The sequence below is a fragment of the Streptomyces sp. NPDC031554 genome (assembly GCF_055580685.1).
On the sequence record NZ_JBVIKX010000022.1, the window covers coordinates 46,744 to 59,376 of the forward strand.

8 protein-coding genes are annotated in these 12,633 nt (G+C 73.4%); 4 read left to right on the forward strand and 4 right to left on the reverse strand.

Annotated elements, in window-relative coordinates:
* The first annotated feature begins 617 nt into the window (after nucleotides 1–617).
* Nucleotides 618–1,043: a hypothetical protein gene (locus ACZ5FU_RS34440; protein WP_469047878.1), complete on the forward strand. Its 426-nt coding sequence runs from the start codon at nucleotides 618–620 to the stop codon at nucleotides 1,041–1,043.
* A gap of 261 nt (nucleotides 1,044–1,304) precedes the next feature.
* Here ACZ5FU_RS34440 and ACZ5FU_RS34445 read toward each other — a convergent pair whose 3' ends face one another.
* Nucleotides 1,305–1,847, reverse strand: coding sequence for a carboxymuconolactone decarboxylase family protein (locus ACZ5FU_RS34445; RefSeq protein ID WP_451528151.1), 543 nt, complete (start codon nucleotides 1,845–1,847; stop codon nucleotides 1,305–1,307).
* A 106-nt stretch (nucleotides 1,848–1,953) separates the two neighbouring features.
* On the opposite strand from ACZ5FU_RS34445, the gene ACZ5FU_RS34450 reads away from it, so the two are divergent.
* On the forward strand, nucleotides 1,954–2,550 hold the full coding sequence (locus ACZ5FU_RS34450) for a MarR family winged helix-turn-helix transcriptional regulator (protein ID WP_451528150.1): 597 nt from the start codon (nucleotides 1,954–1,956) through the stop codon (nucleotides 2,548–2,550).
* Nucleotides 2,551–3,179: 629 nt separating this feature from the next.
* On the opposite strand, the gene ACZ5FU_RS34455 is transcribed toward ACZ5FU_RS34450, so the two are convergent.
* Together ACZ5FU_RS34455 and ACZ5FU_RS34460 are read right to left on the reverse strand one after the other, a co-directional pair.
* Nucleotides 3,180–3,428 carry a hypothetical protein gene (locus tag ACZ5FU_RS34455; protein WP_451528149.1) on the reverse strand — a complete coding sequence of 83 codons (249 nt, stop codon included), beginning with the start codon at nucleotides 3,426–3,428 and terminating at the stop codon, nucleotides 3,180–3,182.
* A gap of 46 nt (nucleotides 3,429–3,474) precedes the next feature.
* On the reverse strand, nucleotides 3,475–4,113 hold the full coding sequence (locus ACZ5FU_RS34460) for a DUF6338 family protein (RefSeq protein WP_451780324.1): 639 nt from the start codon (nucleotides 4,111–4,113) through the stop codon (nucleotides 3,475–3,477).
* A 307-nt stretch (nucleotides 4,114–4,420) separates the two neighbouring features.
* On the opposite strand from ACZ5FU_RS34460, the gene ACZ5FU_RS34465 reads away from it, so the two are divergent.
* A complete protein-coding gene (locus tag ACZ5FU_RS34465) occupies nucleotides 4,421–7,714 on the forward strand; it encodes a CHAT domain-containing protein (RefSeq protein ID WP_469047880.1) in 3,294 nt (1,097 codons plus the stop codon).
* 97 nt (nucleotides 7,715–7,811) lie between these two features.
* Here the strand turns inward: ACZ5FU_RS34465 and ACZ5FU_RS34470 are convergent, their stop codons facing one another.
* Complete coding sequence (locus tag ACZ5FU_RS34470; RefSeq protein ID WP_469047882.1) at nucleotides 7,812–11,279, reverse strand: CHAT domain-containing protein; 3,468 nt, start codon at nucleotides 11,277–11,279, stop codon at nucleotides 7,812–7,814.
* 503 nt (nucleotides 11,280–11,782) lie between these two features.
* On the opposite strand from ACZ5FU_RS34470, the gene ACZ5FU_RS34475 reads away from it, so the two are divergent.
* Nucleotides 11,783–12,544, forward strand: a complete 762-nt coding sequence (locus ACZ5FU_RS34475; RefSeq protein ID WP_451528145.1) for an isocitrate lyase/PEP mutase family protein — start codon at nucleotides 11,783–11,785, stop codon at nucleotides 12,542–12,544.
* Nucleotides 12,545–12,633: the final 89 nt, after the last annotated feature.

A 12,633-nucleotide genomic window follows, 5' to 3' on the forward strand; every position in this document is an offset into this window, starting at 1 on the left:
GGCACACGCCCCGGAGCGACGCCCTTCGACCACTCGTCAGGGTGACCGGACCGCAGTGCATCTGGGACACGGCCGGACGCGGCATCTGTCCCGGCGGCCTTTCCGACGTGCGGTGGGCACGCGCCTAGGCCTCCGACAGCGTCGACCGGAGCGGAGAGGACGGCCCGGTCACCGTAGTGTTCTGCGAGGCCTGCCAACTCGACCTGTCCCGCGCTCACCCGCTGTTGCCGACTCTCCCGGACCTGATCCACCTCCCGGCATGACAAGGCCGCCATCCGCAGCTGAACTCCACCGTCGGGCTGCTGGCCGCAGCGGTGGAGAACGCGCATCCTGGCACGGATGCAGCCGCTCCGCAGGGCGGCAAGGGCCGGCCCGCCGGAAAGCCCACCCTGTTCCGCCCCCCGGCCAGCCACCGGCACCGGGGCCTGCCCGGCGGGATCCGCCGGGCAGGCCCCGCAATCGCCGCCGGGGAGCGCGGACGCCGTGCATTACCCCAGGAGTAATCGACCCGGCCTCCCACGGACGAGATCGTGGGGGCGACGGGTTCCGGGCCGGCGCACTCCGGTCCGCAGCCGTCGTCCAGGCCGCGTTCCTACTTCGACGGAGGGTGATTCCTCATGTCCGCCACCCAGCCCACCGCACTCACCGCCCTTGCCCGCACCGCCGAGCCGCACACCGCGCTGCGCCGTTTCCTGGCCTTGGACGCCGTGGTCACCGGCGTCAACGGCCTGGCCTACCTCACCGCCTCCGGCCCGCTCGGCCGTCTCCTCGGCGTCGACCCGGGCCTGCTGCTCGCCCTCGGCGCGTTCCTCGCGGCGTACGCGGCCGGCGTCGGCCTGCTCGCCTCCCGTGCCCGCCCGGCCACCCTGCCCGTGCGCGGGGTGATCGAGGCCAACCTCGCCTGGGCGGCTGTCAGTTGCGTTGCTCTCGTCTTCTGGCTGTCACCGACCGCGGCGGGTGCCGTGTGGACGGTGCTGCAGGCGCTGACGGTGGCCGGCTTCGCGGCTCTCCAGCACCTGGCGCTGAAGACTCGACAGCGCTGAAGACCCGGCAGCACTGACGTACATCAACCCACCCTTTCGTGCCGGTACTTGACCGTCGCCGGGTCGGCCGGGAGGAACGTCTCGGTGGCCGGCTCGGCGACGGTCGCGTCCATCGGCGGTGGAAAGTGGAGACCACCGGGATGAACGACAGTGTCCGGCCCTCGCGTTGTCCGGCCAGAGGTGAAGGCAGGCAGGCGGTACCGGTGGCCCCCGGGGAGTGCGGGACAGATGCACGCCCCGGGGGGTCTTCGGGCCGCGGGGCTACTTGCCGGGCAGGGCGACGACGGGGAAGTCGATGTCCGTGCGGGCGACGGAGTTGAAGTAGTTCGTGAAGACGTTCAGGGCGACGTTGGCGACGATCTCGCCGATCTCGCCGTCGTCGTGACCGGCGGCGCGAACCTCTTCGAGGTCCTGGTCGGAGACGAACCCGCGGGTCTGCAGGACGGTCCTGGCGAACTTCAGGGCCGCCTGCGTCCTGGGGTCGGCGGCCTGGCCCTGGCCCGCGGTCTTGAGGTCGTCACCGTTCACACCGGCGCGCTCGCCGAGAACGTGGTGGGCGGCGTAGCAGTACTCGCAGGAGTTCTCCACCGCGGCGACGAGGGCGATCTGCTCACGGACCGCGCCGGGCAGGGCCCCCTTGGAGAGGGCACCGCTCTGGGAGAGGTAGGCGTCGAGGACGGCGGGCGAGACGGCCATGGCGCGCATCATGTTCGGCGTCACGCCGAGAGCGCGTTCGACCTTGTTCAGCAGCGACTTGGCGGTGGGCTCGGCGGTCGCCGGGTCCACGACGGAAAGGCGGGTCATGGGTGGTCCTTACCTGGCAGGGTCCTTGCACCAACATTTATTGGCACTGCCAACATAGTTGGCAGTGCCTAGTATGGCAAGCACGAACCCCTTGCCGGAGAGTGCTATGGAAGACGTCCCGGGCGCACCGCCCCAGGAACAGCTGATGGTGGGCATCACGCGCCTCGGACAGGCGCTCCGCATCAGCAGCTACCGCAACGCGGGGCCCCACCGGCTCTCTCCGCTGCAGGCCGACATCATCGTGCTGCTGGCCGGGGCTCCTCGGCCTCACCGGATCGGCGACCTGGCCGCTTCCCTCGCCTCGACCCCGCCGACGGTCAGCGACGCGGTGAAGACCCTCACCACGAAGGCGCTCGTCGAACGGCGACGTGACGTCTCCGACGCGCGCGCCGTCTCGCTGAGCCTCACGCAGGCCGGTGAAGCCGAGGCCGAGCGCCTCGCCCGGTTGCCGGCGGAGTTCGCCGAGGCCATGGCGTCCCTGGAAGCGGAAGACCTCGCAGCCATGCTCCGCGGCATCAGCAACATGATCAGATCACTGCAGGACCAACAGGCCGTCCCCGTCACCCGCATGTGCCTGACATGCTCCTACTTCCGCCCCCGGGCACACCCCGGCAGCGACAAACCCCACCACTGCGCCTTCGTCGACAACGCCTTCGGCGACAGCGAACTGCGTCTGGAGTGCCCCGACCACCTGAAGCCCTGAACCCACCCGCGCAGGCACACCGCACCCGTTCCCGGCGGACTGCCCGGCCATCGACCGCGCGCGGTCAGGAGCAAGCCCTCCCCGGTCCTGGCTCGTCGCCCGGGACGGGCGGCACCCTGGGCGGGCGCCGAGAGAACGGGGAGAGGCAGATGACGGCGGCGCTCGCCGCGGAGGCACGGGCCGCGCGGTGGCGGGCCGTCAGAAGGAACGTCCGGCGGCCTCCGCGCCGGCCGTGGCACCCGTGCCTGCGGTGAGCAGCACCCCGGGTCCCGCGACGGCGGAGTTCACCGCCTGAGCGCCCCGCACGAAGGCGGGCACGGCGAGCGGGAAGGACGCAGCGGACGGTCGGGGGTGCCGGCCCCGCGTCCGTGGCCCGTACGGTCCGGGAGCGCCGTGAGGAACGGAAGCACCACGAGGCGCGGGGCCATGGACGGCCTCGGAGCGTGGAGGGCCGGCAGCGGTGCGGGGTCCCCGCTCATGACGGCGCCGACAACGGACCCGGCCGACCTTCGCGGCACGAACCGTCGCGGTGCTGGAGCTGAGAACGAACAGCCCTCCGCCTCGCGCGGCCCGGCTCCGGAAGGAGAAGGGGCGCGGGCGCACGGGTACGGGGCGGGGTGGGCGAGGGTTCAGTCCTGGCCCCCGGCCGGAGTGGCCGGGGTGTCGGAGCCGTTCGCCGGGGGCGTTCCCGGCGTCGGCTCGGCTTCCGCCTCCGGCTTGGGCGAGGCGCCCGCCCTGCCGCTGGGTGGCGTCGGCGGGGTGGTGGCCGTCCCGGCCGCGGGGCCGGTCGGCTGGAAGCCACGGTCGTCTCCCGGAGCCTCGAGCCAGGCGCGCTCCTGCGCGGTCAGCTCCTCGTCCGGCGTGCGTCCATCGGACATGGGCGGGTCTCCTCCTCGACGGGGCGGCGGACGGGCGGCCGGACGGCTACGGCGCGTCGACCAGCTCCAGTACGTCGATGTTCTCAACGCGCAGGTACACGCCGGAGGTTCCCGTGACCGGGGGTCCGAAGCTGCCGTCGCCGCCCATCTCGTAGGACCACTGGAGGAACAGGTCCGAGGCGTTGGGGTAGCCGGACGCGTACGAACGGCTGTCGTACCAGCCGCCCACCCACGTGCCGTCCTTGAGCCGGGCGCGGACGAAGCAGGGCCTGCCGTTGCCCGAATGGCCGAAGACGTGGTCCCAGGCGGTGGGGGCCGGGCGGAAGGCGGCCGTCGTGCGGCGCCGTTGCCACCAGGAGACGGCCGCGGCGCCGGCGGCGGGCACGACGAGGAACAGCAGCAGCGCCCACAGCCCGGCCGTCCGCAGCTGCTCGGCGAACGCCGTGAAGGGCGAGCCGCCGTCCTTCTCGGGGCGGAACGTGGCGACGAGGTGCGGGCCGATGACCACCGCGTACACGGCGTCCAGGGCCACGCTCGCCGTGACGGCTCTCAAGATCCGCTCACCGAGCTGGCGTTCACCGGGCACCGGGCCTCGCCACCGCTCGCGCAGGTACTGGTACGTGACCCCCGGGAGGACCAGAAGCACCAGGAGGGCGAACTGCTCGACGGAGGAAGGGGTCTGCATCCCGCCAGCCTCGCAGCTGCGGGAACCGGTGTCACAGGTCCCGCGGGATCGCCGCCTTCAGGGCAGACCACGGCACAGGGCGGATCACGGCGCAGGGGCTCACCCGGCGCCGGTGGAGACGGAAGGCCCGGAGGCGGTCCGTGCGGAGGGGGCGCACGGGGCGGCGTGAGGATCTGGTGGCGGCGGTCCGGGCCCTCACCGGACCCGCGCCGGGCACCCGGCGCGGGTCCGGAAAACCCGTGAACCCGGTCTGCCCTCGCCGCCCGTGTGCTTGGCTTCCCACCGGGGGTGGAGGATGGCACACGGGGTGGCTTCCGGCGCGGAGCGGATCCGTCGGCTGCTGGAGCGGCAGCGGTACGCCGACGTGCTGGAGGCGGTGGATCCGGACACCGCGGACGAGGAGACCTGGACCCTGCTCCTGCGCTGCCGCCTCGAACAAGGGCTCGTACGCGATGCCCTCGCCCTGGCGGAAACGGGCCGGCGGCGGTTCCCGGAAGCCGGGGTCGCCGACCTGTGGTGCCGGTTCGCCGCCCTGCACGCGACGGACGCCGTGCCGACCCCGCCGGTGCTCGACGCGTTCCTGCGGCACTGCGAGCACCGTACGGCCGAGGCCGGCGAGCACTCCCCCACGGGCGTGACCGCGACCCACCTGCGGGCACAGGCCCTGGCTCTGGCCTGCGTCCTGCGTGGCCGGCCCACCGACTTCGGCGGGCCGGTGGCCGGAGTGTGGGAAGCGGCGGCCGCCGGCTTTCGCCGCGCCGGCCTGCCGTCGGAGGCGGACCGCGTCCTGCGGCGCGCGGCTTCCTTCGTCGCCCGCGGCCCCGGCAGCGACGTGCCGCACGCCCGCCGGCTGCTTGCCGCCGCGGCGGGGGAAGCCGGACGGCGAGGCGACGCCCTCTCCCGCGCCGAGACGGCCTTCTCATCGGCCGAACTGGAGCTGGAGATGTGGTTCGCCCGGGACTTCGGCGAGCGGGAGGCCGACGCGCTGCCGTTCACCGAGGCCCTCGAGAGGGCGGCCGCCGGCCTCGCGGAGGCCGGCGGACGCCTCGCCGAAGGCCGGGCCCTGTGGGCGGTGGCCCGGCTGTGCCTGGAGTACGGCGTGCCCGAGGGCGTACCGCTCGCCGGGGAGGCCGCCGGGCACTTCCGCCAGGGCCTGGCCGCCGGACAGGAGTTGGCGGTGTGGCAGGCACTGGAGGTCTGGCACCTGCGCCGGGGCGACGCCTCCGCCAGGGAGCGGGCCCGCAACGAATGCGCCGCGCTCACCGAGCGCATCGGGCATCCGCTGGCGGACGAGGCCCTCGCGATCGGTGACGTGGACCGTGCCTTCCGCGGCGGTGGGCAGGGCCGGGCCGAGGCCCTCACCGCCGGCACGGACCTGGTGACCGACCGCATGTTCCCCGGCCAGGCCGTGGTACGCGCCTCGGTGCTGGCCACCATGGAACTCACCGAGGAGGCCATCGCCCTCCTGCGCGAGGTCGCACGCGAGCTGCGCGGACACCCCTCCCCCAGCACGCTGTCGCCGCAGGTGTCGCTCTCCCTCGCCAACCTGCTCGCCCGTACCGACAGCAGCGCGGCCGACGCGGAGCTGGTGCGCGGGGCCGATGCAGCGCGTCTTCTGGGGGAACCCGCCGACGAGGCCAGATGCCTCGCCATGCGCGCCTGGGTGTCCGTGCTCGCCCGCAGGCAGGGGGGCGCTCCCGCCCTGTCCCCTGCCGAGTCCGACGGCCAGTTCGACCGTGCCGTGGAACTGCTGCTGCCCCTGCGCACCCTCGAAGCGCGTGAGCATCTGATCTCGGTTTTCCAGCAGCGGGGGCAGGCCGCCTTCTTCGACGGCGACCGGGAACGGTGCGGACACTGGCTCACCCGGTCCGAGGAGCTGGCCCGCGGCCTGGGACTGGGGTTCCAGCTCGCTTACACCCTGAGCTACCAGGCGCTGGTGCTGATGGAGGTCGCCCGCACCGGCGGCGGGCACCTCTACCAGGAGGCGGACCGGCGGCTGGCCGAGGCGCAGACCAGGTACGCGGCGGCGGGCGTCCGCGGAGAGATCTGGCGCCTGCTGTTCCACCGTGGCGTCTGTGCCCTGGAGTGCGGGGACCGTCATGCGTCCTCGCCCGAGGAACGCGACCGTCTGTGGGGACGCGCCGCCGCCTTTCTCCTCGCGGCGGCGCGGGAGATCGACCGGCTCAGGGCCGCGTCCGCCACGGCGGAGACCCCCGCACTGCGCACCCAGGTCACGCGCATGGCCTCCGGCGGCGGCAAGAGCGAGGTGTACCGGCTCGGCTTCGAACTGCACTGGCACCGCAGGGCCGATTCGTCCGAGGCGCTGCGCTGGCTGGAGAGGGCCAAGGCCCGCACCCTGCTGGACGGCCTCGCCGCCCTGACGCGGACAGCCGGGCAGCGGACACCGGAACTCGTCCGCGAGCGGGAACTGCAACAGCGGCCAGCGGCCACGGCCCGCGGGGAAATGGCTCTGCGCAAGGAGATCGATCAGCTGCTCGCGTCTTTGCGGGGCGGCCCCCTGGATGCCTACGCACGGGTCAGGCTGGCCGAGCCGCCGAAGTACGCGGCGCTGCGGGCGGCGCTGCGGGAGGAGCGGCGGCACACGGGGGGACGCCGGCTCGTGGTGGCCGAGTACCGGTGCACGCCCGCCGAGACGCTGGTGTTCGGGCTGCGCGAGGACTGGGACGAGCCCAAGGTGACGGCCGTGCCGCTCGATCACGGGGCGCTCTGCCGGTTCGCCGGCCAGTACGTCCACCGGCCCGGTGGCGTGCGGGCGCCGGCGCAGGATCCCGACGGCGCCGGCACCCGCGTCTGGGACTCCTTCGCGCCGCTCGTCGCACCGCTGTCCGCGTGGACGGCACCGGGGGATCTCGTCTGCCTCGTGCCGCACGGGGCCCTGCACGACCTCCCCCTGCACACCCTTGCGGTCGCCGGTGAACCGCTGCTGCTCCGTAACCCCGTGGTCTACAGCCCGAGCGGGGCCGCCCTGCTGGAACTGCTCAAGCGCGGTGCTCGCGGCCCCGCCGCACGCACCGGTGGCGCGGCCGTCTTCGGCGACTCCCTGGGGGACCGGCCGATGGCTCTCGGCGAGGCGCGGGCCGTCGCCGGCCTGTTGTCGGTCGAAGCGAGGACGGGAGCGGAGGTCACCGGCGATCGCGTCCTCGACGCGCTGGGCTCTCGTTCCGTGGTCCATGTCGCCGGGCACGGGCGCCTGTCCACCGGTGACGGCTTCGAGCACGGCATGGAACTCGCCGACGGGACCCTGCGCGCCTCCGACCTGATCGGCAGGCGTGTGGCCGCGGGCCTGGTGGTGCTCAGCGGCTGCGAGACCGGCGTGAACGAGTACCGGGCGGGCGACGAACCGGTCGGCCTGACCCGGGCCCTGCTGCTGGGCGGGAGCCGGACGGTGATCGCCGGTCTGTGGCGGGTGGCCGACGGCTCCGCCGCCGCCCTGTTCTCCGTCTTCCACCGCGGGCTCGCCGCCGGGTACGGCAGCGCCGACGCGCTGCACCGCGCGGCGCGGGCGGTGGCGGGCCGGTCACCCGACCGCCGGCACTTCTTCCACTGGGGCGCTTTCATCGCCGTGGGCGACTGGAGGTAGCCGGGCGGGCACCGGGGCCCGGGCACGGGGCCCGGTGGGCCCGCGCACGGGGGTTGAGGGGCCACGAGGTTTGCGCTCGGTACGGTGCGGACGGCTCTCAGCTCCCGCTGTGCACATACGCTGCCCACAGGTAGGGGAACCGGGGGTAGCGGGCACGGATGCGTCGGGTCGCGCGGTGCAGGACCGCGGCGGCGGGGCCTTCGGTCCGCTTTTTGTAGAATTCGGCCGCCATCGCCGCCGCGACAGTGTCGTCGACCTGCCACAAGGTACCGATCACCTCGGGGAAGCCGGCCAGCTGCATGGCCGACACGAGGTGGATGGACTCGTCCGTCAGCTCGGTGGCCCCGGTGATCGCCGTGTGACAGGCGGACAGGTAGGCCAGTCGGGCCTTGTCGAGGTCGACCGAGCCCAGGGCGGCCACGGTGAGCCTGCCCTGGTCGTGGTCGTGGAGGAGCAGGCCGCTCTGCGACGGGTCGAGGGGATCACTGGCGCCGTGACAGGCGAAGTGGACGACCGGGTGGTGGGGCAGCCGTGCCAGGAGCGTGTCCCGAGTCGGTGGTGTGCCGGACCCCGTCACGTCCGCCGCCGCTTCGACGAGGACCTCGGCGTCAGGCCAGGCCGAGCGGATCGCGGCCACCTCCTCCCACACTCCGTCGAGGTTCTTGTGCGCGGGCAGACCGGGCGTGGTCGGCATCGCCACCACCAGAGCGGAGGCCGTGGCGGAGCCCGAGGGCGCGCCGGCCGCACCGGCACGTTGCCTGGCGTGGCGCAGAGCGCGGATGGTGGGGGTGTAGGAGGAGACCACGCGGTCGAGCACCGTACGGCGACCACGTGTGCCGGACGGGGCGAAGTGGTGGCCCGCCGCGTGCACGGGCAGCAGGGCGAGCAGGCCACAAGGCACCCACCAGACCCTGAGGGCGGGACCCTCCCGGTCCGAAGCGGGTGCCTTCAGGGCATCGAGGACCGGCCCCGCGGCCGTGTCCCACAACCACTGGAGGACGCGTTCGAGGTCGCGTTGTGCCGGCAGCACCTCCTCCTTGCGCCCGCAGCGGTCCAGTGCCTGGTGGAAGGCGGCGACCTGCTCGGCGACGCTCTGTGTGGTGAGGCCGGGCAGACGGACCGCGACGACGCCGTCGGGGCGCACGATCAGGGCGTCGCCGCGTGTCTCGGCGACGTTGAGGACGACGAGGGGGCCGTCGGCGGCCTCGGCGAGCAACTCGGCCGGATCGGGGGGCAGGGCGAAGGTGGCGAAACCGTCGAGAGCGCGGATCTGCGCGAGAAGCGCGGCGAACTGTTCGGACAGCAGGCGCCGGTGCTCATGCAGGTGGTCCGACTCCGGTACCGCCGTGACAGGGCCGTCGATGTGGTCGGTCGGGCCGGAGGAGGCCCAGGGGCGGTCGAGCCGTCGGCGGAGGTCGGTGAAGCGGAGTGCCAGCGCGGGGTGACGGGCTCGGAGATCGGTGAGATCGCCGCGGCTCTCCAGGGCTTGACCGTGCAGGACGGCACGCCCCGACTCCAGTAGTCGCAGGGCGCGTTCCGCCCGGTCGGGCGCGCTGGCGTCCGGTACGGCGAGCGCCAGTGCGGCGGCTTCGCCGGCCAGCCCCGCGAACTTGCCGATCATGCGCTGTTGGTCGTGACGCTCCAGGCGGCGCGGCGCGACGTGCGGCAGGAGCAGGACCGCCGACTCCGCCACGTCCGCCGCCGACCTGACGGAGCCCGCCTGTGCCCACAGCTTCGCGGCGACCCTCGCCGCACCGATGCGATCGGAAGGTGTCGCCACCGTCACCTCGGACGCCTCGGTGAAACACGCGGCCGCAGCCTCCAGGTCCGCTCGGGCGCCCCTGCTCTCGAACCGCGAGTGGAAGGAGGCGCCGAGGTTGCGCAGGTGTCGGTGACGGCTTGGATCATCGGTCCGCGCGGTCGGCAGGGCTTCCTGCCCCAGGGTGACGGCCCGGTCCAGGTCGGCCGGCCTGCCGTCGCGTCGGAACCTCGCGCGCAGCGCCACGGCGAGGTTGTCCAGGATTTTGGGCCGCCCCGCGGCATCGGCGGGGAGCGCTTCGACTGCTTCGCGCAGTCGGGTGATGCTCCGGTCCAGATCGGATGCCGTACTCGTGTGCGTGTACCGCGCGCTCAAAGCGCCTGCGAGGGCGAGCAGACACGCCGGGCGGTCAGGCCGGCCCACGGGCATCGCCTCCACCGCGCGCTCTCCCGCCTCGACGGCGCGGTCCAGGTCAGCCGGATCCTCGAGGCGTTCGAACCGCAGCTGCAGGGCGAGGCCGAGGTTGGTCAGATGTTTCGGGCGGTCGGTGTGTTCCGCGGTCCCGGGCGCTGTGACGGCTTCCTCGAGCAGCTCGATACTCGCGTCGAGGTCGGTGGCCGCGCCCACGGCTTCGAACCGCAGCTGCAGGGCGAGGCCGAGGTTGCCCTGGAGCACCGGGCGGGAGGAGTGCCCGGACGGCGTGCCGGTCAACGCGCCGTGGAGGAGAGCGATGCTCTGGTCGAGGTCGGTCGGTGACCCGAGGTGTTCGAACCGCAGGAGTCGGGCCAGGCCGAGGCCGGCCGTGCACAGGGCGTGCTGGGCGTGACCGGCGGGCACGCTCGCGACTGCTTGTTCTCCCACGTGGATGGCGCGGTCGAGGTCCGTCACCGCCCCCAGATGCCCGAATCGGGTCTGCAGCGCTTCCGCCAGGGCCAGCAGGCCGGCGGTGTGAAGGATCGGATCGCCGGCCGGCGTCCGTACGGCCCGTTCGCACAGCTTTACGGAAAGGTCCAGGTCGGTCGGGGTCCCGTGCAGATCGAACCGCAGCTGGTGGAGCAGACTGAGCGTGGTCAGGAGTTCCGGGTGACCGGGCGTGACGGCGGCCGGTCCGGTGAGCAGGTCCTCTCCGACGGCGATGGCGCGTTCCAGGTCGGGGGCTGTGGCGCGGGTGGCGAAACGCAGGTTCAAGGCGACCATGAAGGCCGGACCGCACCCGTCGGTCGAGCGACGCGGATCGCCCGCTGGTTCTGCGTCCCATGCCTTCTGGAAATACTCGATGCCCCCGTCCAGGTCCCTCGGATCTCCCGTGGTCCGAAACCGCTCGTGGAGCGTCCAGGCGAAGTGCCCCCAGTGGGCGGAGCGTTCGAAGCCGTCCTCGGTGGCGGACGCGATGCGGTCCCACAGGTCCGCGGCCGCGATCAGCGGTCCTCGCTCCGGCGTCTCCCGCACCTGCTGGGACAGCGCCCGCGCATGGGGGACCGCCGCCTTCGCGAGGTGGGGTCGTAGCGGCTCCGGCAGAGGTTCGAGGCCGGCGATGAAACACGGCACGAACCTCACGAAGGCTTCTTCGAGGTCCGTCCGGTCCTCGCCGGGAGGCAGGGCACGGTGGCGGTGCCAGTGAAGCCGGCCCAGTGCGAACCGGATCTCCTCATCGGCTTCGCGCTCGAGCACGGTGAGCCGCCTGAGCAGGTGGAGGGCGGCGGGACTCAAAGCGAGTACGGGGTCGTCGCCCGCATCGATGTGATGCAGAAGCTTTTCCAGTGCGGCCGACAGTTCGTCGCGTTCCGTCAAGTCGAGTTCACCCACGGCGTTCGACCGTAGCGATACGTTCGGCCCGGAGGAGGGATTTCCCGGATTTCTCACTTTCCGCAGGGTGTTACGCCTGTTTCCGCCGAAGTGCCCTCCCGGTGGCCGGGACGGGCGCGAGGCCCCTCCGGTGCAGGTGCGAGAACCCGGCCGGGGACTTCCGGTGGCCGGGGCGGGGACCTTGCGCAGGGTGCCGCCGGACCGGGCTGCGGGCCCTGCACGGGTGCGGTCCTCCAAGCTCCGTACGCACGACGCCGACTGTCCACGCCGATCGGGGAAAGACCGCCGCGGCCCTGCCCGCACCTGGCCGGGACGGGACCACGGCCGGTACGGTCGCGTACGGCTCGGGCCCGGCCTCGGCCCGGACGCCCCGTGCGGTGAGCGCCCTCGCCGTCCGCGCCGGGGCGGCCTGCGAGAAGGGGAACCGGAGGGTGCGTCTTCCCGTCACCGGGCGGCGCCCCGCCGCCCGGTGTCCGCGGGGGTCCGGGTGTAGCGTCCTGGCCATGGACTCTCGCATCACCGTTGAACGCGCTCGACGCCTCCAGCAGTTGCACGCCGAGCACAAGCCGCTCGTGCTGCCGACCGTCTGGGACGTGTGGTCGGCGCGCACGGCAGCCGCCGCCGGGTTCCCCGCGCTGACGATCGGCAGTCATCCGCTCGCCGACTCCCGGGGAGCCGACGACCACGAGGGGCAGACCTTCGAGGAGGTGCTCACCGCCGTCAGGCCGATCATCGCGGCGGTCGACGTCCCCGTGTCCGTGGACCTGGAGGCCGGCTACGGGCAGGAGCCCGCGGATCTCGTCGCCGGGCTCATCGAGGTCGGCGGCGCCGGTCTCAACATCGAGGACACCGTCCACTCCGACGGCGGCCGTGTGCGCGGCACGCAGGAGCACGCGGATTACGTCGCCGGTCTGCGCGCGGCGGCCGACGACGCGGGGGTCCCGGTCTGGGTGAACGGGCGCACCGACCTCTTCCTGCACGCGAAGGACGCCTCCGGTGTCCTCGACGAGGCGATCGAGCGGCTGCGGGCCCTGGAGCGGGCCGGCGCCGACAGCGTGTACCCGGTGGGCATCCAGGACGACGACGACCTGCTCGCGGCGGTGACCGGCGCCGTCGCCGTTCCCGTGAACTCCACGGCCCATCCCGTCAGGCACGACCGTGAACGCTTCCGCCGCCTGGGCGTCGGCCGGATCACCTACGGCCCGCTGCTGCAGATGGCGATGACGGACACGATGAAGGACATGCTGGGGCCCTGGGCCCCCTGAGGAGCCAGCTGTCCGGGCGCGGGGGCCGGCCGCCGGGGTCCTTCACCCGGCTGCGGACGTGACGCGGACGCCGGGCGGACCCGGCGGTG

Excerpts from the sequence above, each read along its gene's own strand:
- ACZ5FU_RS34440 (WP_469047878.1), top strand. The coding sequence starts at position 618 with ATGTCCGCCACCCAGCCCACCGCACTCACCGCCCTTGCCCGCACCGCC.
- ACZ5FU_RS34445 (WP_451528151.1), bottom strand. The coding sequence starts at position 1,847 with ATGACCCGCCTTTCCGTCGTGGACCCGGCGACCGCCGAGCCCACCGCC.
- ACZ5FU_RS34450 (WP_451528150.1), top strand. The coding sequence starts at position 1,954 with ATGGAAGACGTCCCGGGCGCACCGCCCCAGGAACAGCTGATGGTGGGC.
- ACZ5FU_RS34455 (WP_451528149.1), bottom strand. The coding sequence starts at position 3,428 with ATGTCCGATGGACGCACGCCGGACGAGGAGCTGACCGCGCAGGAGCGC.
- ACZ5FU_RS34460 (WP_451780324.1), bottom strand. The coding sequence starts at position 4,113 with ATGCAGACCCCTTCCTCCGTCGAGCAGTTCGCCCTCCTGGTGCTTCTG.
- ACZ5FU_RS34475 (WP_451528145.1), top strand. The coding sequence starts at position 11,783 with ATGGACTCTCGCATCACCGTTGAACGCGCTCGACGCCTCCAGCAGTTG.